Source organism: Roseicyclus mahoneyensis (assembly GCF_003148775.1).
Lineage (GTDB): Bacteria > Pseudomonadota > Alphaproteobacteria > Rhodobacterales > Rhodobacteraceae > Roseicyclus > Roseicyclus mahoneyensis.
In genome coordinates this window covers 48,098-69,668 of sequence record NZ_QGGW01000006.1, presented here as the reverse complement: position 1 = coordinate 69,668, position 21,571 = coordinate 48,098, and the positions used below count along the sequence as shown (strand labels likewise).

General features: G+C 64.9%; 21 protein-coding genes. 16 read left to right on the top strand and 5 right to left on the bottom strand.

The genetic code is table 11. The annotated features are described in order from the left end of the window. The first annotated feature begins 559 nt into the window (after nucleotides 1-559). Nucleotides 560-1,045 carry a flagellar hook-length control protein FliK gene (gene fliK / locus C7455_RS20165; protein ID WP_170119076.1) on the top strand — a complete coding sequence of 162 codons (486 nt, stop codon included), beginning with the start codon at nucleotides 560-562 and terminating at the stop codon, nucleotides 1,043-1,045. Between the two features lie 19 nt (nucleotides 1,046-1,064). Then, nucleotides 1,065-1,730 carry a flagellar hook capping FlgD N-terminal domain-containing protein gene (locus C7455_RS12790; protein ID WP_170119075.1) on the top strand — a complete coding sequence of 222 codons (666 nt, stop codon included), beginning with the start codon at nucleotides 1,065-1,067 and terminating at the stop codon, nucleotides 1,728-1,730. 7 nt (nucleotides 1,731-1,737) lie between these two features. Here C7455_RS12790 and ubiB read toward each other — a convergent pair whose 3' ends face one another. Together ubiB and ubiE are read right to left on the bottom strand one after the other, a co-directional pair. Beyond that, entirely contained in the window at nucleotides 1,738-3,267 is a 1,530-nt protein-coding gene (gene ubiB / locus C7455_RS12785) for a 2-polyprenylphenol 6-hydroxylase (protein WP_109668829.1), read from the bottom strand. 1 nt (nucleotide 3,268) lies between these two features. Next, nucleotides 3,269-4,024 (bottom strand): bifunctional demethylmenaquinone methyltransferase/2-methoxy-6-polyprenyl-1,4-benzoquinol methylase UbiE, encoded by a 756-nt coding sequence (gene ubiE / locus C7455_RS12780; protein WP_109668827.1) that lies wholly within the window; start codon nucleotides 4,022-4,024, stop codon nucleotides 3,269-3,271. Between the two features lie 87 nt (nucleotides 4,025-4,111). Here ubiE and mutM point away from each other — a divergent pair, with 87 nt between their 5' ends. The 11 genes from mutM (at nucleotide 4,112) to C7455_RS12725 (ending at nucleotide 15,651) form a co-directional block, all read left to right on the top strand. Beyond that, a complete protein-coding gene (mutM, locus tag C7455_RS12775) occupies nucleotides 4,112-4,978 on the top strand; it encodes a bifunctional DNA-formamidopyrimidine glycosylase/DNA-(apurinic or apyrimidinic site) lyase (protein ID WP_109668825.1) in 867 nt (288 codons plus the stop codon). A gap of 77 nt (nucleotides 4,979-5,055) precedes the next feature. Continuing rightward, nucleotides 5,056-5,832, top strand: coding sequence for an enoyl-CoA hydratase (locus C7455_RS12770; RefSeq protein ID WP_109668823.1), 777 nt, complete (start codon nucleotides 5,056-5,058; stop codon nucleotides 5,830-5,832). A gap of 175 nt (nucleotides 5,833-6,007) precedes the next feature. After that, entirely contained in the window at nucleotides 6,008-6,274 is a 267-nt protein-coding gene (gene rpsT, locus C7455_RS12765; protein ID WP_109668821.1) for a 30S ribosomal protein S20, read from the top strand. A gap of 602 nt (nucleotides 6,275-6,876) precedes the next feature. Then, entirely contained in the window at nucleotides 6,877-8,289 is a 1,413-nt protein-coding gene (dnaA, locus tag C7455_RS12760) for a chromosomal replication initiator protein DnaA (protein WP_245904323.1), read from the top strand. A 136-nt stretch (nucleotides 8,290-8,425) separates the two neighbouring features. After that, a complete protein-coding gene (gene dnaN, locus C7455_RS12755; RefSeq protein WP_109668817.1) occupies nucleotides 8,426-9,544 on the top strand; it encodes a DNA polymerase III subunit beta in 1,119 nt (372 codons plus the stop codon). Between the two features lie 67 nt (nucleotides 9,545-9,611). Continuing rightward, nucleotides 9,612-10,721, top strand: coding sequence for a DNA replication/repair protein RecF (recF, locus tag C7455_RS12750; protein WP_109668815.1), 1,110 nt, complete (start codon nucleotides 9,612-9,614; stop codon nucleotides 10,719-10,721). Continuing rightward, nucleotides 10,718-11,338 (top strand): LysE family translocator, encoded by a 621-nt coding sequence (locus tag C7455_RS12745; protein ID WP_109668813.1) that lies wholly within the window; start codon nucleotides 10,718-10,720, stop codon nucleotides 11,336-11,338. The genes recF and C7455_RS12745 overlap by 4 nt, the downstream gene beginning before the upstream one ends. 115 nt (nucleotides 11,339-11,453) lie before the next feature. Beyond that, the gene (gene gyrB, locus C7455_RS12740; protein ID WP_109668811.1) at nucleotides 11,454-13,871 is read left to right on the top strand and encodes a DNA topoisomerase (ATP-hydrolyzing) subunit B; all 2,418 of its coding nucleotides are present in this window, start codon (nucleotides 11,454-11,456) and stop codon (nucleotides 13,869-13,871) included. Between the two features lie 419 nt (nucleotides 13,872-14,290). Next, nucleotides 14,291-14,728: a curlin gene (locus C7455_RS12735; RefSeq protein WP_109668809.1), complete on the top strand. Its 438-nt coding sequence runs from the start codon at nucleotides 14,291-14,293 to the stop codon at nucleotides 14,726-14,728. Nucleotides 14,729-14,799: 71 nt separating this feature from the next. Next, nucleotides 14,800-15,171 (top strand): curli-like amyloid fiber formation chaperone CsgH, encoded by a 372-nt coding sequence (gene csgH / locus C7455_RS12730; RefSeq protein ID WP_146199997.1) that lies wholly within the window; start codon nucleotides 14,800-14,802, stop codon nucleotides 15,169-15,171. Nucleotides 15,172-15,243: 72 nt separating this feature from the next. Next, nucleotides 15,244-15,651: a curlin gene (locus C7455_RS12725; protein ID WP_109668805.1), complete on the top strand. Its 408-nt coding sequence runs from the start codon at nucleotides 15,244-15,246 to the stop codon at nucleotides 15,649-15,651. Between the two features lie 153 nt (nucleotides 15,652-15,804). Here C7455_RS12725 and C7455_RS12720 read toward each other — a convergent pair whose 3' ends face one another. From C7455_RS12720 to C7455_RS12710, 3 genes are all read right to left on the bottom strand, one after another. Then, nucleotides 15,805-16,371 (bottom strand): hemerythrin domain-containing protein, encoded by a 567-nt coding sequence (locus C7455_RS12720; protein ID WP_109668803.1) that lies wholly within the window; start codon nucleotides 16,369-16,371, stop codon nucleotides 15,805-15,807. A 14-nt stretch (nucleotides 16,372-16,385) separates the two neighbouring features. Further along, on the bottom strand, nucleotides 16,386-16,925 hold the full coding sequence (locus C7455_RS12715; protein ID WP_245904322.1) for an MlaC/ttg2D family ABC transporter substrate-binding protein: 540 nt from the start codon (nucleotides 16,923-16,925) through the stop codon (nucleotides 16,386-16,388). 61 nt (nucleotides 16,926-16,986) lie between these two features. Next, a complete protein-coding gene (locus tag C7455_RS12710) occupies nucleotides 16,987-17,760 on the bottom strand; it encodes an MlaA family lipoprotein (protein WP_245904321.1) in 774 nt (257 codons plus the stop codon). 213 nt (nucleotides 17,761-17,973) lie between these two features. Between C7455_RS12710 and C7455_RS12705 the strand changes: the two genes are divergently transcribed. The 3 genes from C7455_RS12705 (at nucleotide 17,974) to C7455_RS12695 (ending at nucleotide 21,569) form a co-directional block, all read left to right on the top strand. After that, nucleotides 17,974-19,698 (top strand): type I secretion system permease/ATPase, encoded by a 1,725-nt coding sequence (locus C7455_RS12705; protein WP_109669159.1) that lies wholly within the window; start codon nucleotides 17,974-17,976, stop codon nucleotides 19,696-19,698. Beyond that, nucleotides 19,695-20,999, top strand: coding sequence for an HlyD family type I secretion periplasmic adaptor subunit (locus C7455_RS12700; RefSeq protein WP_109668797.1), 1,305 nt, complete (start codon nucleotides 19,695-19,697; stop codon nucleotides 20,997-20,999). The genes C7455_RS12705 and C7455_RS12700 overlap by 4 nt, the downstream gene beginning before the upstream one ends. A gap of 87 nt (nucleotides 21,000-21,086) precedes the next feature. After that, a complete protein-coding gene (locus C7455_RS12695) occupies nucleotides 21,087-21,569 on the top strand; it encodes a RidA family protein (protein WP_109668795.1) in 483 nt (160 codons plus the stop codon). The last annotated feature ends 2 nt before the right edge of the window (nucleotides 21,570-21,571 follow it).

Below are 21,571 nucleotides of genomic sequence, written 5' to 3'. Positions count from 1 at the left end.
TCCGGATCTGGAACACCCACCTGCGGAGTGGGGAGCGACCGCTTTGCACAAGCCGGTCGTTGATGAGTTCGGCAAGGTCGCGTCGCAGGGTCTTTCGGTCCCAAGACCTGCTGAGACCGGTCCAGCCGTTGCAACGACTGGGGAGCGATCCCTTGATCCAAGAGGTCACAACAGACCGACAATCGGACCGGTCGGTGCGAGCTTCCCGTTCTGGCCTTCGTCCGCTGGATTGACACCATCGGCAGACGAGCGTTTCGAACAAGCGCCTGTGATCCCTGCAAGGTCAGCGGTCTCGATGCAGGCAACAGATGGCCCCGACTTAGTCCCGCACGTGATGGTGCCGGCGCCGCCGCATGCTGAACAAGGTCCGGTCGCCCCCCCTGCCGCGCCGACCCCGATCCAGTCGCAAGCTCGGGGGGGCTTCGTCGTTGCGTTTGGCGCCTTGCGGGACGCAGGGTCGCCGCCGTCTGGCGCGACGGTGATGGCGGGCGTCGGCCATGAACACGTGGCATCAAGCCTCCACACCATCTTCGAAGACCCGGGAAATCTCCGCGGCGTCGTGGCGGTAGATGCTGGGCCCACGGTCGACATGGCCTTCGGCACCTCGGCCGCAGGCATGCCCGACAGGGGCGGGCCAGTCCCCGATCCCGCCCCGATCGCCCGTCAGGTCGCAAGGGCGGTGGTGGATGCATCGCGCGATCCGGGTGTTCCTCTCGATCTGACGCTGGATCCGCCGGAGCTTGGCCGCCTGCGACTTGGTTTTTCGGACGTCAACGGTGTGCTTACCGTCACCATCGCGGCAGAGCGGTCCGACACGGCCGATCTCATCCGCCGCCATGTCGCGCTGCTGGCGGAAGAATTCGCCCGCGCGGGTCTAGATGCGCCATCGGTCAGCATTTCCCACGGCGGTGCCGAACAGCGGTCGCGTGGTGGGTCTGTCACCCTGGCCGGGTCCGGCACCGAAGCAGCGTCCAGCCCCGATGCCCCTGCCCCAAGCGCTCGGGCCCGCCCCATGGGTGCGGCCGGGCTTGACCTGCGCCTTTGAACGTCAGCCAAGGACCCAAATGATGGATGTCTTTCCGACCACGACCCAAGCATCGGCCGCCCGCGCCGCGCCCGCCGCCGCGCCCAGCATGATCACCGCCGATTTCCAGACCTTCTTGCGTCTGCTGACCACGCAGATGCAGAATCAGGACCCGCTCAACCCGATGGAATCGACCGAGTTCGCCAGTCAACTAGCGCAATTTTCGGGCGTGGAACAACAGGTTCGCACCAATGACCTGCTGACCGGCCTTCAGGCCGGGCTCGCCACGCAGGGCATGGGCCAGTTGGGTGGCTGGATCGGGATGGAGGCCCGGGCCGAGATGCCGGTGAATTTCGAAGGCCAGACCGTGACGCTGGCCGGTGCGCCGAATGTCCTTGCAGATCGGATGGAACTGGTCGTGCGCGACGCACGGGGCTTGGTGGTGCAGCAGATCCCGGTGCCGCTCAGTGCCGACAGGTTCACGTGGGACGGCACCGACCTGTCGGGCAACACCGTGCCCGAAGGCGTTTACAGCTTCACCATCCAGAACTGGTCGGGCGAGGACATGATCGAGGAACGCGGCGCGATGGTCTATTCCATCATCGAGGAGGCGCAGCTTGTCGGTGGCGAGGTCTGGCTGACCATGGAAGGCGGGTTGAGCATTCCGGCGCAGACGGTCCTTGGCCTGCGCCGTGCGGCTTCCTGATGGACTTTCAGATCAAGGCGATCAGCGCCGCAAGCCCACCGCCCAGCACAAGGCCCGCCGCGCCATAGCCGATCCGCTCGGGCCATGGATTGCGCGGAGCGGGGCGTTGCGGGTTGGCCTGCGCCAACAGCGCCTGTTCTGCCAGTGCGGGCAGCCGGGGGCCAAAACGCGAGAGAACGCGCACGGTGTGCCACAGGTCGCGTACCACGGCCTTGGGGCCGACATGTTCGGTGATGTATTCCTCGACCACGGGGCGGGCAACGACCCAGATGTTGATGTCATTGTCGAGCGAGCGCGCCACGCCCTCGACCACCACCATGGTACGCTGGAGCAAGATCAGCTCGGTCCGGGTTTCCATTCCGAAACGTTCGGTCACTTCGAACAGGTAGGCCAGCAGGCGGGCCATGGAAATGCGGCTGGCATCCATGCCGAAGATCGGCTCGCCCACCGACCGCAGGGCTTGGGCGAATTCGTCGATGTCGCGGTCGGCCGGCACATAGCCCGCCTCGAAATGCACCTCGGCGACGCGGCGGTAATCCTTGCGGATGAAGCCCATCAAGATCTCGGCGTAGACGCGCCGCGTGTAGGCATCAAGCCGCCCCATGATCCCGAAATCCAAGGCCACGATATCGCCATTCGGCGCGACCTTGAGGTTGCCCTGATGCATATCGGCGTGAAAGAAACCGTCGCGCAGCGCATGGCGCAGGAACATCTGCAGAACGCGCGCGCCCAGGGCCTTGCGGTCGAAGCCCGCTGCGTCGATGGCGGCAAGGTCGGACATGGTGATGCCCTCGACCCAGCCCAGCGTCATCATGCGACGCGACGAAAGGAACCATTCGATTTCCGGCACGACAAAGCCTTCGTCGCGCTGCGTGTTGGCGTGGAACTCGCCGCAGGCCGAGGCCTCGATCCGCAGGTCCAGTTCCTGCATCACCACGCCTTCGAAATGCTCGATCACGGCGCGCGGGCGCAGTCGGCGCGAGGCAGGCGACAGCGTCTCGACCACCCAGGCGATCAGATAGAAGGCGTCGATATCCTTGCGAAAGGCGCGCTCGATGCCGGGGCGCAGGATCTTGACCGCCACGGAGCGCCCGTCGTGGGCGCGCCTCGCCTTGTGGACCTGCGCGATGGAGGCGGCGGCGACCGGTTCGGAAAACTCGGAAAACAGCGCCTCGACGGGCTTTTCCATCTCCTGCGCGACCACACGGCGCGCCTCGGAGAGCGGAAAGGGCGGGAGCTTGTCTTGCAGAACCTGCAATTGCAGCGCCATCTCGGGGCCGACCACATCGGGGCGCGTCGACAGGATCTGGCCGAACTTGATGTAAGCCGGGCCAAGGGCTGTCAGCGCGCGGGGCACCGGTGGCACCGAAGGGTCGCCGCGAAGGCCGAGCCATTTGAACGGCCAGCCTAGCACGCGCGCCGCCACCCTGATCGGGGCGGGCGCATCCACCGCTTCGAGCACGGCCTTCATCGCGCCCGTGCGCTCGAAAGTCGCGCCGGTGCGGATCAGCCGCCAGATGTTGTGGGGGCCCTTCACCTCAGATCTTCCACCCCGAATGCAGCGCCGCGATGCCAAGTGACAGGTTGCGGTAGCTGACCTGTTCGAAGCCCGCGGTGCGGATCATGGCCGCGAAGGTTTCCTGATCGGGAAAGCGGCGGATCGATTCGACGAGATATTGGTAGCTGTCGCGGTCACCCGCGATCAGCTGGCCCATACGGGGGATCACGTTGAAGGAATAGAGATCGTAGAGCTTTTGCAGCCCGTCATTGGGCAGTTGCGAAAACTCCAGCACCATCAGCCGCCCACCGGGGCGCAAGACGCGAAACGCCTCGGCCAGCGCATCGGGGATGCGGGTGACGTTGCGGATGCCGAAACTGATCGTGTAGCGGTCGAAACTGTTGTCCGCGAAGGGCAGCGCCATCGCATCGCCCACGATCCAGTCGAGCTTGTCGGCCAGTTGCGCGGCTTCTGCCCGTTTTTGTCCCTCGATCAGCATCGATTCGGTCAAGTCGAGCACGGTGGCCGTCGCGCCCGGCGCGCGGCCCAGAAAGCGAAAGGCCACATCGCCCGTGCCGCCCGCCACATCGAGCAGGCGCTGGCCGTCGCGGGGGGCCAGCCAATCCATCATCGCATCCTTCCAGACGCGGTGGATGCCCATGCTCATCACATCGTTCATGATGTCGTATTTCGAGGCGACATTGGTAAAGACGCCATGGACCATCCCGGCCTTCTGGTCCTCGGCGACCTCCTGGTAGCCGAAATGGGTGGTGCGACCGTCCTTGTCCTCGGGCATCAAGGCTTGTCCTTCTCGTTCCCACACCCTTGTTATAGGGCTTGCCAAGGGCGTTACACCCTCGCCCATATCCTAGGAAAGCCCGCTTTGCCCGAACTTCCAGAAGTCGAGACAGTCCGTCGCGGGTTGGCCCCGGTGCTGGAGGGCGCACGGATCGCCCGCGCGCGGGTCAACCGGCCTGATCTGCGCTGGCCTTTCCCCGACCGGATGGCCGAGCGGCTGACCGGGGCAAGGGTCGACCGGCTGAGGCGGCGGTCGAAATACATCCTTGCCGATCTCGACACCGGAGAGACGCTGATCGTGCATCTGGGCATGTCGGGGCGGATGATCGTCTCCGGCGGCGGCGAAGGGCGCGACATGCTGGCACAGTTCCACCACCTGCACCCGGCGCCGGAAAAGCACGACCATGTCATCTTGGATACCGATGCGGGCGCGCGCGTCACCTTCAACGATGCGCGGCGGTTCGGGGCGATGGACCTTTGCGCGACGGACGCTGTCGAGCGGCACAAGCTGATCGCGGGGATCGGGCCGGAGCCCTTGGGCAATGCCTTTAACGAGGCGCATCTGATCGCGGCCTTCCGCGGCAAGCGCACGCCGGTCAAGGCGGCGCTGCTGGATCAGGGTATCGTCGCGGGTCTGGGCAACATCTATGTCTGCGAGGCGTTGCATCGCGCAGGCATCTCGCCCCTGCGTCATGCGGGGCGGATCGGCGCGGCGCGGGTCGCGGCATTGGTGCCGATCATCCGCGCTGTGCTGGCCGAGGCGATCGAGGCGGGCGGATCATCCTTGCGCGATTACCGGCAGGCGGATGGGGAGTTGGGTTATTTCCAGCACAGCTTTCGCGCCTATGGCCGTGAGGGAGAACCCTGCCAAACCCCCGATTGCCAAGGGACAATCCACCGCAAGGTGCAGTCCGGGCGGTCGAGCTTCTATTGCCCGGCCTGTCAAAGATAGCTTGAAACCGCGCGCCGGGGTGCTAACCCTCGCCCCTTGAGCCCCGCGTGGCACCCACAGCCGGAGAGCTGGAAGACATGGCCTATGAGACCCTGATCGTCGAGATCGAAGATCACATCGCGCTCATCAAGCTCAACCGCCCCGATGCCCTGAACGCATTGAATTCCACCCTGCTGGGGGAATTGGCGAAGGCGCTGAAGTCAGCGGATGAGAATGACAAGGTGCGCTGCATCATCCTGACCGGCAGCGAAAAGGCCTTTGCGGCTGGCGCCGACATCAAGGAGATGGCCGAGAAAAGTTTCGTCGATGTCTTTGCCGAGGACATGTTCGGCACCGACGCGGAGCAGATGCTGCGGACCCGCAAGCCGATCATCGCCGCTGTGTCGGGCTATGCGCTGGGCGGGGGGTGCGAGCTGGCGATGATGTGCGATTTCATCATCGCTGCCGATACCGCGAAATTTGGCCAGCCCGAGATCAACCTGGGCGTCGTGGCGGGGATGGGTGGCACCCAACGCCTGACGCGCTTTGTGGGCAAGTCCAAGTCGATGGACATGCACCTGACCGGCCGGTTCATGACCGCCGAGGAGGCCGAGCGCTGTGGCCTCGTGTCCCGCGTCGTGCCCGCCAAGAAGCTGATGGACGAGGCGATGGCGGCAGCCACAAAGATCGCCGAGAAGTCCATGCTGGCCACGCTTGCCGTAAAGGAAGCGGTCAACCGCAGCTACGAGACGACGCTGCGCGAGGGGTTGCTGTTCGAACGGCGGCTGTTCCACAGCATGTTTGCGACCGAGGACCAGAAGGAGGGCATGGCCGCCTTCCTCGAAAAACGCGAGCCTCAGTTCCGCGACAAGTGACGGACAGGGTCGGCGAAGGTGTTTGCATCCCGCCTCGAAACCCGCTAAGGGGCGCGCCAGACATGCGTGTGAGGCCCGCCTAAGGCCAGAGTCGCCCGGTAGTGAACCCGGGGTCGGGATCTCCCGCGCTGAATCTATTTTGACGTGACCCGACCAGACGAAAGAGACACAAGCCATGGCCAATTCGCCCCAGTCCAAGAAACGCGCCCGCCAGGCGGACCGCCGCTTTGCCATCAACAAGGCACGCCGCTCGCGCATCCGCACCTTCCTGCGCAAAGTCGAGGAAGCCATCGCCGCAGGCGATCACGATGTTGCACAAGCAGCCCTCACAACAGCCCAGCCAGAGATGATGCGCGGCGTGACCAAGGGTGTGTTGCACAAGAACACCGTGGCACGGAAAATGTCGCGCCTGTCGTCCCGCGTGAAGGCCCTCAAGGCCTGAGAGCAAGCGGCAACGAACCTGCCATAAAGGCGCGCCCGTTCCACGGCGCGCCTTTTTTGATTTGAAAATGTCCTTAAGTCAGAAGCCTCTAACCGGGCACGTCAGATTCGATCCGCGTTCACGTATCTGTCAAGATTGAAGAGTCGTTGCAGGGGCCACGTCCCATCCGCTAGCTTGATCCAGCGATTCAGGCGCCTTGGGGGGCGGATTTGGGGAGCAGAGACGGCTTCGAATGATAAAGGCGACCCTCACGGGAACGCCGGTGCGCACAGCACGTGCGGTTCGAATGCAATCTTTGCTTAAGGCATGCGGGGCAGGCTTCGGCCGGAACCACGCCGCCTTTTTGCCTTGGGTTCGACCTGCGGATGCCGGACTAGCGGTCCATGACATGAGCCCGTATGCCCGTTGCCCTTGTGTGCATCGGACACTTCCGGTTTGTCTTGTGACCGTGGTGCGGCCCGCAACCACGGACGGGGGAGGGACAGCCTTCGTCGGCATCTAGCAGCCGGCCTTGATCGTTGTGATCCCAGGTTCTGGGAAGTGCGAGTGTATGTGGCCGTTGGCAGGCGGCGAGGAAAAAAAGAACGAGGATGGACCAAAAGATGACGCACGAGACGTGGGGGCAAGTCCGGGGGGAGCTGCTCAAATCGGTCGGAGAGAACAATTTTTCAGCCTGGATAGACCCCATCGTATTCGATCGTCTTGACGCCCGCACTGCACGTTTTCACGTGCCCACCAATTTCTTCGGGTCGTGGGTGTCGCAGAACTTCGGCGACGTCATCTTGCGTCACCTGATTTCGGCTGGTGTCGGGGTGGACCGCGTGGAATTCGCCGTGGGGGCGGACATGGCCAGCAGGGCCGTGAACCGCAACGATGCGCCCGCCAGCGTCATGCCGGCGTCCATCGGCAGCCCGCTTATCAATGGCACCAGCGCCCGGCCCGCATCGGCGGCCCATCGCACCGGAACCGAGGACTTGCCGGGAGCGACGTTGAACCCGGCCTACACCTTCGACAATTTCATCGTCGGCAAGCCAAACGAACTCGCCCATGCCGCCGCCCGCCGTGTCGCCGAAGGGCGTGACGTGACCTTCAACCCGCTGTTTCTTTACGGTGGTGTCGGACTGGGCAAGACGCATCTGATGCATGCCATCGCCTGGGACCTGCGGACGCGTTTCCCGCAGGCGCGCATCCTGTACCTCTCGGCGGAACAGTTCATGTACCGCTTCGTCCGGTCGCTGCGCGAGCAAGACACCATGACCTTCAAGCAGATCTTCCGCTCGGTCGATGTGCTGATGGTCGATGACGTGCAGTTCATCGCCGGCAAGACCTCGACGCAGGAGGAATTCTTCCACACGTTCAACGCGCTGGTGGAAGAGGGCAAGCAGATCATCATCTCGGGCGACCGCGCGCCGGTCGACATGGATGAGCTGGACGCGCGCATTGCCTCGCGGCTGCAATGCGGCCTTGTCGTCGACCTGCACCCGACGGACTATGAATTGCGCCTTGGCGTGTTGCAGCACAAGGCCGAACAGGCCATGGCGCGCAATCCGCAGATCAAGCTGGCTGATGGCGTTCTGCAATTCATGGCGCAACGCATTTCGACCAATATCCGTGTGGTCGAGGGCGCGTTAACCCGTCTGTTTGCCTTTGCCGATCTGGTCCGGCGCGAGATCACCATCGAGATGGTGCAAGATTGCCTCGCCGACATCTTGCGGTCGACCGACCGCAAGGTGACGCTGGATCAGATCATCAAGACCTGCTGCGAATACTACAAGATCCGGCAGGCCGACATCACCGGCACCAGCCGTGCACGCGCAGTCGCGCGACCGCGCCAGATGGCGATGTACCTGTCCAAGACACTGACCACCCGCAGCTACCCCGAGATCGCCCGCAAGCTGGGCGGGCGTGACCACACGACGGTTCTGTATGGCGTGCGCAAGATCGAGGAATTGATGAGCGTCGACAGCCAGATCGCCGAGGATGCCGAGATTTTGCGCCGGATGCTGGAGGCCTGAGGGCCCCACCCGGACGCCCCGGGGTCGGTGAGGGCTTGACGCCCGGGGCGGGCGCAGACACTGCTGTAAAAAACGGTTGTGCTGACGGGGCATGCGGCTAGTGTCGCAGCCCCCGCATCTTGTCGGAGCCAGGGTCATGAAACTGTCGATCGAGCGCGCCACGCTGTTGCGCGCTGTCTCTCAGGCGCAGTCGGTGGTCGAGCGCCGCAACACCATTCCGATCCTCGCCAATGTCCTGATCGAGGCCGAGGGCGACAGTGTCAGTTTCCGCGCCACCGATCTGGATATCGAGGTGGTCGACCGCGCTCCGGCCATGGTCGAGCGTGCGGGTGCCACGACCGTCTCGGCGGTCACGCTGCACGAGATCGTGCGCAAGCTGCCAGATGGGGCGCTGGTGACCTTGAGCGACGACAGCGCCTCGGGGCGACTGACGGTGCAGGCGGGGCGGTCGAACTTCCAGCTGGCGACCCTGCCCAAGGAAGATTTCCCGGTCATGACCTCGACCGAATACTCGGCGAATTTCGCTGCCCCGGCGCCAGTCTTGCGGCGGCTCTTCGACAAGTCGAAATTTGCCATCTCGACCGAAGAGACGCGCTATTATCTGAACGGCGTCTATTTTCATGTCGCCGAGGGCGACACCGGCCCGGTCCTGCGCGCGGTGGCGACCGACGGGCACCGGCTGGCACGGATCGACGCTTTGCTGCCGGATGGCGCGGCCGGCATGCCCGGCGTGATCGTGCCGCGCAAGACAGTGGGCGAGATGCGCAAGCTGCTCGATGATGACGATGCGCAGATCGCGGTGTCTGTGAGCGAGACCAAGATCCGCTTTGCCACGCCCGAGATCACGCTGACCTCCAAGGTAATCGACGGCACCTTCCCCGATTACGCCCGCGTCATCCCGACGGGCAACACCCGCCGGATGGAGGTGGATGCCGCTGATTTCGCCAAAGCCGTGGACCGCGTCGCCACCGTGTCTTCTGAACGGTCGCGCGCGGTGAAGCTGGCGCTGGACGAGGATAGGCTGGTTTTGTCGGTCAACGCGCCGGACGCTGGCAACGCCGAGGAAGAACTGGCCGTGGCCTATGGCGACGACCGGCTGGAGATCGGGTTCAACGCGAAATACCTGCTGGAAATCGCCAGTCAGGTAGACCGCGAAAACGCGGTCTTCCTGTTCTCAAGCCCCGGTGAGCCGACGCTGATGCGCGAAGGCAATGATACGACAGCGATCTATGTCGTGATGCCGATGCGGGTGTGAGCAGGCGCGCCGGTGTTTGTGATGCCTCCGGCGGGCATATTTTCGGAAAGATGAAGGAGCGGGTGCGATGAGCGCGGTTTTCGTCGCGTCCCTGACCCTGTCGCATTTCCGCAGCCACCGTCGCGCGCGGCTTGAGCTTGACGGGCGGCCGGTGGCCATCCACGGCCCCAATGGCGCGGGCAAGACCAACCTGATCGAAGCGGTATCGCTCCTGTCGCCCGGCCGCGGCCTGCGTCGTGCGGCGGCCGAAGACATCATCCGCCGCCCCGAAGCGATCGGCTGGAAGGTCGTGGCCGAGGTGGCGGGCGGCGGTCTGGGCCACGAGATCGAGTTGAGCGCCGAACCCGGACAGCCGCGCGGGACGCGGATCGACGGCAAGACCAGCCCCCAGACCGCGTTGGCGCGCCTCTTGCGCATCGTGTGGCTGGTGCCGTCGCAGGACCGTCTCTGGATCGAGGGGGCGGATGGGCGGCGGCGGTTGCTCGACCGTATCGCGCTGAGCTTTCTGCCAGACCATGCCGAGGCGGCGCTGGGCTATGAAAAGGCCATGCGCGACCGTAACCGCCTGCTCAAGGATCAGGTCACCGACGCGCGCTGGTACAACGCATTGGAACGCCAGATGGCCGAGACCGCTGCGATGATCACCACCAACCGGCGTGACGCGGTTGCCCGTATCCTCGCGGCGCAAGACGGGGCTGCCACGGCTTTTCCCGCCGCAGGCCTGACGCTCGAGACTGACGACCTGACCACGGCGGAGAGTTACGCCACCGCATTTGCTGATAGCCGCAGGCGCGACATGGCCGCAGGCCGGGCACTCGTGGGTCCGCACCGGGCGGACCTGGTCGCCACATATGTCGACAAGGGTATGCCCGCCGCGCAATGTTCGACCGGCGAGCAAAAGGCGCTGCTTGTCTCGCTGATCCTCGCCAATGCGCGCGCGCTGAAGGCGGAGACTGGGGCCGCACCGCTGGTATTGCTGGACGAGGTCGCGGCCCATCTGGACGCAGGCCGCCGTGCCGCGCTGTTCGATGAGATCTGCGCCTTGGGCGCGCAGGCTTGGATGACAGGGACGGGCCCGGAGCTCTTCATCGAATTGGGGCCGCGCGCGCAATATGTGGCGGTCGCCGATCACGGTGGGGCGAGCGAGGCCCGGATTGTCGACGCGAGTGTTCCATGACCGTCACCTTCGACCAACTGGCGCTTTACGCCGCCGCCATGGCGGGGCTCTGGGTCATTCCGGGCCCGGTCTGGGTCGCGCTGACGGCGCGCGCGCTGTCGGGCGGCATGGCGGGTGCCTGGCCGCTGGCGGTGGGCGTGGCGTTGGGCGATCTGATCTGGCCGCTTTGCGCGATCCTGGGGCTGGCCTGGGTGCTGTCGCTCTATGGCGACGCGTTGGCGGTGATGCGCTGGATCGCGGCGGGGGTGTTCATCGTGATGGGCCTCCTCCTGTTCCGCGCACCTGCCAAGACCCCCGGCACCGACAGCCGAATGACCCGCCCGGGCCTTTGGCCGGGGTTCTCGGTCGGTGTGGCGGCGGTGATCGGCAACCCCAAGGCGATCTTGTTCTACATGGGGTTCCTGCCCGGTTTCTTTGACCTGACGCGGGTCACGGCCCCCGATATTGCCGCGATCCTTGCGATTTCGGCGGTGGTGCCGCTGATCGGCAACCTTGGGCTTGCGCTGTTTCTCGACCGGGCGCGGCGGCTGTTGCAAAGCCCGCAGGCGATCCGCAGGCTCAACATCGGCTCGGGCGTGTTGCTGATCGGGGTGGGCGTGGCGATCCCCTTTGTCTGAAGGCGCAAGCGGTTCGGGGGCGGGTGTGTCTCAACGCCTAAATCTTGTGTCTGCGACGTGACATTCCCCGTCGCGGGGGGTATAAAATCGGCAACCAGAACAGGCAGACCACCCTATGGCAGACAACGCCCCCGCGCCGAATGAATATGGCGCCGATTCCATCAAGGTTCTCAAAGGCTTGGAGGCGGTTCGCAAGCGCCCAGGCATGTATATCGGTGATACCGACGATGGCTCGGGCCTGCATCACATGGTCTACGAGGTCGTCGACAACGGCATCGACGAGGCGCTGGGCGGCTATGCCGACGCGGTGACGGTCACGCTGCATGCTGATGACAGCGTTTCGGTGCGCGACAACGGGCGCGGTATTCCGGTCGGCATCCACGAGGGTGAGGGGGTTTCCGCCGCCGAGGTCATCATGACCCAGCTGCACGCAGGCGGCAAATTCGACCAGAATTCCTACAAGGTCTCGGGCGGTCTGCACGGCGTCGGCGTGTCGGTGGTCAACGCGCTGTCCGACTGGCTTGACCTGCGCATCTGGCGCGACGGCAAGGAGCATTACGCACGCTTCGAGGGTGGCTTTACCGTCAAATCGCTGGAAGTCGTGGGCGACAGCGGCGGCCAGACCGGCACCGAGGTGCGGTTTCTGGCCTCGACCACCACCTTCTCGAACCTCGAATACTCGTTCAAGACGCTCGAAAACCGGCTGCGCGAACTGGCCTTCCTGAACTCCGGCGTCAAGATCGTGCTGGAGGATCTGCGCCATGCGGAGCCGCAGCGGGTCGAGATGATCTACGAGGGCGGCGTGCGCGAATTCGTGCGCTACCTCGATCGGTCAAAGACCTCTGTCATGTCCGAGCCGATCTATGTGACCGGCGAAAAGGACGGCATCGGGGTCGAGGTCGCGATGTGGTGGAACGACAGCTACAACGAGATGGTGCTGCCGTTTACCAACAACATCCCGCAGCGCGATGGCGGCACGCATATGGCGGGCTTTCGCGGTGCGCTGACGCGGTCGATCAACACCTATGCGCAGTCGTCAGGCATCGCCAAGCGCGAGAAGGTGAATTTCACCGGTGACGACGCGCGCGAGGGGCTGACCTGCGTGTTGTCGGTCAAGGTGCCTGATCCGAAGTTTTCCAGCCAGACCAAGGACAAGCTTGTGTCGTCTGAAGTTCGGCCAGCGGTCGAGAACCTGATGAACGAAAAGCTGGGCGAGTGGTTCGAGGAACATCCGCAAGAGGCGCGGGTGATCGTCGGAAAGATCATCGAGGCGGCCTTGGCGCGCGAGGCAGCGCGCAAGGCGCGCGAGTTGACGCGGCGCAAGACGGCGATGGATGTCGCCAGCCTGCCCGGCAAGCTGGCCGATTGTCAGGAAAAGGACCCGGCGAAATCCGAGCTGTTCCTTGTCGAGGGCGACTCGGCCGGTGGGTCGGCCAAGCAAGGACGCTCGCGCCACAATCAGGCGGTGCTGCCGCTCCGTGGCAAGATCTTGAACGTGGAACGTGCGCGGTTCGACCGGATGCTCGGCAGTCAGGAGATCGGGACACTGATCACCGCGCTGGGCACGGGGATCGGGCGGGACGAGTTCAACATCGGCAAGCTGCGTTACCACAAGATCGTCATCATGACCGACGCCGACGTGGATGGCGCGCATATCCGCACGCTCTTGCTCACGTTCTTCTTCCGGCAGATGCCGCAGGTGATCGAGGGGGGCTTCCTCTACATCGCGCAGCCGCCGCTCTACAAGGTCAGCCGTGGCAAGTCCGAGGTCTATCTGAAGGATCAGGCCGCCCTCGAGGAATATCTGATCGCCCAAGGGATCGAAGGCGCGGTGCTGCGCCTGCCACAAGGCGAAGAGATCGCGGGTGCCGATCTGGCGCGTGTGGTCGAAGGCGCGCGGCAGTTCAAGCGCATCCTCGATGCCTTCCCCACCCATTACCCGCGCCACATCGTCGAGCAGGCGGCCATTGCAGGCGCGTTCGATCCTGGCCGGGCCGATGGCGACCTGCAGCGCGTGGCCGATGACGTGGCCAAGCGGCTGGATCAGGTGGCTCTGGAATATGAGCGCGGCTGGGCGGGACGGATCACGCAAGACCACGGCATTCGTCTGAGCCGCGTGCTGCGCGGGGTCGAGGAAATCCGCACGCTCGATGGCGCGGTTTTGCGGTCCGGCGAGGCGCGCAAGATCTCCGAGGTCAGCCGCGACAGCCGCGAGGTCTACCGCAACCCGGCCAAACTGGGCCGCAAGGACCGTGAGCAGTTGATCCACGGCCCGTCCGAGTTGTTGCAAGCGGTGCTGGACGAAGGCGCCAAGGGGCAGCAGATGCAGCGCTACAAGGGTCTGGGCGAGATGAACCCCGGCCAGCTGTGGGAAACCACGCTGGACCCCGAGGCGCGGACGCTTTTGCAGGTCAAGGTCGATGATCTGGCCGAGGCCGATGACATCTTCACCAAGCTGATGGGCGATGTGGTGGAGCCGCGGCGCGAGTTCATTCAGGCCAATGCGCTGAGCGTCGAGAATCTGGACTTCTGAGCAGCGCCCGTGGTGCGCCGTGACAGGCGCACCTTTCGCCCTTCGGGCCGCGGGTTGATTCGTTGCGCCCAGACCATTGACGCGATCCCTCCGACCAAAGGTAAGGGTGCCCTTACCATGGCCTCGTGCAGGCCGATAACATGGCGCTGACACACCGGCGACGGGCCGTTATCGCCGCCGCGACGGCCCGCGCAGACGGCGGCGTTGCGGAAAATAAAACCATATAAAATCAAATTCTTAATCCGATGACATCGGATAACATCCGGCTGTCATCGCCTGTCTTTTCGCGGAAATTGTCTGACATCGGGCACCTCGGCCAAGGTTTGGTCATCGGCTCACGGGGCACACACCCCAAGGGGCCGCACACACCGAACGACACATAGACCTGACCTGAACATTCAACCCAAAGGACCAAGACAATGACCATTTCCCTCTTCAAGACCGCCGCCGCCGCCACCGCGCTCGTCATCACCCTGTCGGCCCCGGCGCTGGCCACCTGCAACACCGCCTACACGGAACAGTGGGGCGGCGGGAACGGCATCGGCATCAACCAGAGCGGCTTCTGCAACGGCACGTCCGTCATTCAGAACGGTTGGGGCAACACCACGATCTCGACCACGGATGGCGCGTGGAACACCACGGCGGTCGGTCAGCAGGGCTGGAACAACCATGTGAACTCGACCCAGTCGGGCTGGGGCAACGCCAATGGCGTGGCACAGTTCGGGGCCAACAACACCGCCAATGTCCACAGCGGCGGTCACGGCAACGCGGTCGGCGTGATCCAGGTCGGCAACGGCAACTCGGCCACCGCCCAGTCCTACGGCAGCGGCAACGTCACCCTGATCATCCAGAACTGAGACAAGCGCCCCTCGGGGCGGGACAAATCCCGCCCTGTGCCCCTCCTCCGATCCCGGAAAGGACCGAGACCATGACCTTTGTTACCCCCAAGATGGCTCTTGGCACGGCGCTGACCGCCCTTGCCCTTGGCTGCACTGCCATCGCGGCCGACACCGCCGGGACGGCATCGGGCCCGCTGGCCTGCACGGTCGATGTGACCTCGCGCGGCGGCATGCTGACCGTCGAGGGTGTCGTCACGACCACCGAGGCCCTGTCGGGCAGCTACCACCTGCGTGTCGCCCGTGGCGGCATGCTGATGAACCAAGGCGGGCCCTTTGCGCTCCGCCCCGGTGAGACCGAACGCCTTGGCCGCGTCACGATGAACGGCCCCGCCTCGGGTCTCGAGATCGACCTGACGCTTGATGCCGACGGTCGCACCATCCGCTGCCCGGTCGATCTCTGACCGGGCGGTGCCCCCGCAACCCCTTTTGACCGATCCCGTTCCCATAACCCTGATTTGCAAAGGATCACTGCCATGTTCCGCAAAACCCTTACCGCCGCCGCCCTCGTCGCCACCACCGTCTTCGCCGGATTGCCGGCTGCCGCCAACGGCATGTTCAGCTTTACGGTGAATGCCTCCAACGCCCGGGAAGCCAACGCGATCCGCGCCGGTCTGACCCTCTACCAGATCCACCGCGGCGTGGAGAGCGGGGCCTTTGTCCATCAGGACGGCTCGCTCAACGGCGCGGCCATCCGGCAGGTAGCCGGGGGCGGCTCGATCGGTGTCATTCACCAAGACGGCAACGGCCATTCCGCCATGCTCGACCAGCAAGGGCACGGCCAGAGCCACGGCATCTTTCAGTATGGCAACGGCGCGAACGCCAATGTCGTGCAGTCCAGCAACGGTCAGTCAGGTCTGACCTTCCAGTTCGGCTTCGACTGAGCGTTGAAGCCGGAAAGGGCGCCCGGCCAAAGTCACAGGTCCCAAACCGGCCGGGCGCCCGACCCTATCTGTCCCCTCCCGAAAACTTGCCCCCCGGATGTCCCGCCGGGGGGTCTTTTTGTCTGTCGGTGACGGGTGCAAGCGGCTTGCGCTTCAGCCCAGCCCGTCCGGCCCGTCGCGCAAGATGACCGGCACGATCAGGTCTTCCTCGTCGGTCAGGTGTCGGTCGATCAGCCGTTCCAGATCCGTCAAACCGGTCAGAAGCCGTCCGGCGGCCACCCGCGGGTCAGGCCCGGCCGCGCCCCGGATCGCGGCATTTGCCTGATCGACAAAGCGCGCAAGTATGCCGTCCAGCGCATGATGATCCGTGTCCAGCAGGTCGAAGCCGCGTTCGATCCGTGCCTCACGGCTGCGCAGGATCGGGAAATAATGATGGTCTTCGATCTGGTGATGGCCGTGCAACTGGTTGACGAACAGTCCGCCGAACCGCCCGATCCCTTGCGCAAAAACGCGCGGGTCTTGTGTGCCGTCAAGGAAGCCCTGTGTGTCCGACGTCATGCGTGCCATCAATTGCCGGAACATCATGTGCCGCTCCAGCCAGAAGCTGACCAGTCCGTGAAAGCCGGGATCGGTCTGCCAGCCCTCGCGCGGATAGTCGCGCAACAGAACCCTCAGCGCCTCGGGCAGGCCGGACCTTGTGTCGAGCAAAAGATCGGTCACGCGGGCTGCGCCGGTCAGCCCATGCCGCGCAGCGTCTGGATCGTCGCGTCGACCGAGCCGCCGTTACGATCAAGGATCGCGCCGATTTCCGCGCGTTCCGAGATGACCAGCGATACGCCTTCGATCAGCATGTCGATGAAAAGTGCGCTTCCCGACCTGTCCCAGACCCGGAAACGGACCTCGAACGGGGCTGTTCCGCGCAGGTTCACGGTCGAGATGACCTCGACGAAACGCCCTTGGTCCTGTGCACCGCCGACGTTCACCGTGCCGCCGATGAATTCGCGGAAACGACGCCCGTATTTGCGGGCCATATAGCCTCGGAAGGCATCGCCGAAGGCGGAAATCTGTCCCGGGCTGGCCGAACGCGCGGCCGGGCCAAGCACGGATTGCGCGATCGTGGGCATGTCGGCGTAACGGCCCATCATGGTGTCAAAGTCGCTGATCATGGCCGATTCCGACCGGCCCGAATTGATGATCCGCGTGATCTCGGTGGCGACCTGTTCCACAAGCCCCGTCGCCAATGCGGGCGTCAGCGCGACAGCACCGCGCGGCACGAAAAGCGCCGTCAGTGCGACAGTGCCGGCGGTCAGGAAAGTTCTGCGGGAAGGACGAGGATCAAGGAGCATAGGCATTAATATAGGGGTCCGAGTAGGGATCTGAATAGGGGTCGCCGATATTGTTGCCTGCTGCCGCACCCGGATCAAAGCTCAACACCGGGCCGCCAAGCTCGAACCGGCGGTTCTGCAGATAAAGAGAGCGCAGCTGTGCATAGCTGTCGGCGCTTTCGTACAGAATGCTCTCGAACGTGCCATCAAGCTCGTAGCGGTCGCCGAAGCGGTCAAGCACCTCTGCCACGGTGACATAGCGGCTTTCCGGGGCGGGCAGGAGGTGGCGCACAGGATTGGTGGCTATATCGACAACGAGGCCAACGGTGTCGCGGGTGGTAGACGGGCCAAAGACCGGCAACATCACGAAATCGCCCTCGGGCGCGCCATAGATATGCAGCGTCTCGCCGAAATCGGTTTCGCGCGCGTCAAGGCCGATGGCGGTGGCGGGATCTAGGATGCCGCCCAGCCCAATGGTGGAATTCACCACGAAGCGCAGGGTATTGTGCGTGGCCTGACCCAGCCGGAACTGCAAGATGTTGTTCAGCACGTAGGAGGGCTGCGCAAGGTTCGAGGCGACATTGTCCACCCCTTGACGCACGGGGTCCGGCACGGTCGACCCGTAGCCCCGCGATGCAGGTCCGACCAAAGACTGATCGAGCGCAAGGTTGAACCGGTGCACGGCTCTGTTTTGCGCCTCATCCGCGTCGACGATGCTGTCGCCGGGCGGCAGGGCTGCCGGCCCGCACGCGGCCAGCCCGACGCACAGCGCAAGTCCGGTCAAGCCTGCCGCGAGGCGATTGAATAGGGCGCTGGGCAAGGGCAGTATCCCGGTCGGTCAAAGATGTATTAGCGTATAGCTAGCTGCCCGGGCCCCAAATGAAAGGGAGTGAATCACAACCTAGGCAGAGGGGTGTGGCTTTTGTTAAACGGTCAGGGATAGGGACGTGTCAAGGGCACCGCCCCCGGAAATCCCCGAACGAGGATGGCAGGCGACATGACGCGCAAGACAACAGCCCCTGACGACCTGACCCGGTTCAGGCGGCGCAATGCGTGGCTATTATGGTCGATTGCGGGGTTCAGCATGGTGGTGAACCTGCTGATGTTGACCGGGCCGATCTACATGCTGCAGGTCTACGACCGCGTTTTGGGGTCGGGGTCCGAGGAAACCTTGGTCGCTCTGACTGTGCTGATTGCGTTCTTGTTCCTGATGATGGGCGTCATCGATTTTGCCCGCGCTCGTGTCGCCGCCCGCTACGGGGCCCGGCTGCAAGAGGGTCTGGACGCACGCGTCTTCCGCGCCGCATTGGCCCGGGCGCAGCACAGCGGCCAGCAACAAGGCGGCTTGCAGGATCTGGCGGCTGTGCAGCGGCTGACCGCTTCGCCGGTGTTCATGGCGATCTTCGACGTGCCCTGGACGCCTCTGTTTCTGGGTGCGATCTTTCTGTTTCACCCTTGGCTGGGATGGCTTGCCACGGCTGGCGCTGTGGTCTTGATCCTCATCACGATGGCCAACCGTATCCTCAGCCGTGCGCCCATAGAACGGACCGGCGCTGCCTCGCAACGAGCTGATCACATGGCCGGTGAAATGCAGTCGGAGGCTGAGTTGATCCGCGCGCTTGGCATGGGCGATGCCGCCTTTGCGCGGTGGCGACGTCAACGCGCCATCGCCCTGGGCGAGGGGATGCGCGCCTCGGATCTGGTTGGCGGTTTCACCACTGTGACCAAGACGCTGCGGCTGTTCTTGCAATCGGCGATCCTGGGCCTTGGGGCCTATCTGGTGTTGCAGGCTCAAATGACGGCGGGCGCGATGATTGCCGCCTCGATCCTGATGGGCCGGGCGCTGGCACCGGTTGAACTGGCGATCGGCCAATGGAGCACCATCGCCGAGGCGGGCCAGGCCTGGACGCGGCTGCGGATGCTTCTGACCGAGGTGCCCGAGGCCGCGCCGCGCATGCCTCTGCCGCGCCCCCGCGCCCGGTTGGAGGTAAGCCAGCTGGCCGTCGCCCCGCCCGGTGCGCGTGTGCCGACCCTGCGCGGTGTCAGTTTCCGGATCGAGCCGGGACAGGCCGTGGGTGTCATCGGTCCCTCCGGCTCGGGCAAGTCGACGCTGGCGCGCGCCATCACCTCGGTCTGGCTGCCTGCGGCGGGGCAGATCCGGCTGGATGGGGCGACGCTCGATCAATACGAGCCCGATGCGCTTGGCCGGGTGATCGGATACCTGCCGCAATCGGTGACCCTGTTCGATGGCACCATTGCCGAGAACATCGCCCGGCTGGATCCCGCGCCTAATACCGACAAGGTCGTGGCGGCCGCCCGCGCGGCGGCGGCCCATGATATGATCCTCGATCTGCCCGACGGCTACGAGACCCGCGTCTCCGGGCTTGGTGCGCGGCTGTCGGGTGGCCAGATCCAGCGCATCGGTCTGGCCCGGGCGCTGTATGACGATCCGGTCCTTCTGGTGTTGGACGAGCCGAATTCCGCGCTGGACAACGACGGCTCCATCGCACTGAACGCTGCGATCAAGGCAATCAAGGCCGATGGGCGCGCGGTGCTGATCATGGCGCACAGGCCCGCCGCGATCCGCGAATGCGAACAGCTTCTGGTGCTGTCGGGCGGGCTGCCGTCGATGTTCGGACCCACGGCCGAGGTTCTGGCAAAGACCGTGACCAACTACACCGACATCAAAAGCGCCGGCGTGGCGCAGGGCGGTGTGGCATGAGCGATCCGTCGCGCGCTTGGTCCGTCCGGGCCCCGCTGCTGATCGGATCTCTCGCGCTTGCCATCTTGATCGCGGGTTTCGGCGTCTGGTCCGTGACCAGCCAGCTGGCGGGGGCTGTCGTAGCCTCGGGCCGCATCGAGGTGGAGCGGAACAGGCAGGCGATCCAGCATCCCGACGGCGGGCGCGTCGCCGAGGTCATGGTCGGCGAAGGCGACCGGATCATGGCGGGCGACATTGTCTTGCGTCTGGAACCCGGGCTCTTGACGCGCGATCTGGCCGTCGCGCGCGGCCAGTTCTTCGAGGTGCGCGTGCGCCGCGCAAGGCTGGAGGCCGAGCGCGATGGCGCGGCGGAGATCGCCTTTCCCGCCGATGTGATCGCGGAGGCCGCGATTGACGCCGATCTGGCCGATCTCCTGGCAGGGCAGACCAACCTCTTCGAGGCGCGCGCCGAAAGCCTGTCGGCCGAGGCGGCGCGGCTCGAGGGGCGCGTGACCCAGATCGAGGCGCAGATCGACGCGCTCGAGGCGCAAGAACGCGCGCTGACCGAACAGCTGGAGCTGGTCGAGGCCGATCTGGCGCGCCAGCAGGACCTGCTGGATCGGGGCCTGATCCAGGTCGATCCAATCTTGCGTCTGCGGCGCGACGCGGCGCAGCTGCGCGGATCTTTGGGCGAACTGGAGGCGCGCAAGGCCGAGGCGGCCGAGCGCGTGATCGAGACCGAGCTTACGATCCTGCAGCTTTTCAGCATGCGCCGCGAGGAGGCCATCGCCGAATTGCGCGAGATCCGCGTGAACGAAGAGGAGTTGCGCCAGCGCGTCGCCGATTTGGAACGGCGCTTTGCCGATCTGGACCTTCGCGCGCCGGTCGCGGGGCGCATCATCGGGCTTGCGGTGTTCGGCCCGCAGGCGGTCGTGCGCGCGGCAGATCCCGTGGCCTTTCTGGTACCCGAGGGGCGGCCGCTGATCATAACCGCGCGGGTGCCCGCGATTTCGGTGGACGAAGTCTTCGTGGGGCAGGTGGTGACGCTGCGCTTTCCCGCCTTCGACCTGCGCAACATTCCCGACCTCACCGGAACGGTCGCGCAAGTCTCGGCCGATGCCTTCACCGACGAGGCGACCGGCGTCAGCTTCTACCGCGCCGAGATCGTTCTTGGCGAAGGCCAGATTGCGTTGTTGGGCGACCGTCAACTGGTGCCCGGCATGCCGGTGGAGGCCTTCATCCGCACGCAAGACCGCACACCGCTGGCCTATCTGGTCGAGCCACTGCGCGTCTATTTCGCCCGCGCCTTCCGCGAAAGTTAGGCCGGGCGACACCGCTGCCCCTTTCCCTCCGCCAAGAGCCCCGTTAGCGTCGCGACAAATCGGACAACGGGTGGGAGACCAAAAATCATGGCTGGACAGATCGAGGCGCGGCTGGCGGAACTGGGCATTGAACTGGCGGGACCACCGCCTGCGCCTGCGGCGAATTACGTGCCCTATGTGATCGCGGGCGACATGGTCTTTGTCTCGGGCCAGATCCCGATGACCGCGGCAGGCCTTGAGACCCTGATCAAGGGCAAGGTCGGCGCCGATATCGACATTCCCGCCGCAGCCGCAGCCGCGCGTCAATGTGCGCTGAACCTTCTGGCGCAGGTCAAAGCGGCCTGTGGCGGCGATCTGGACCGGCTGGTGCGGGTGGTCAAGCTGACCGGCTTCGTCAACTCTACCCCCGAATTCGGCGACCAGCCCAAGGTGGTCAATGGCGCCTCCGACCTGCTGGTCGAGGTTCTGGGCGACAAGGGGCGGCACAGCCGGTCGGCGGTCAGCGCGGGCTCGCTGCCTTTTGGCTGCGCGGTCGAGGTCGAGGGCATCTTTCAGATCACCCCGGCCTGAGG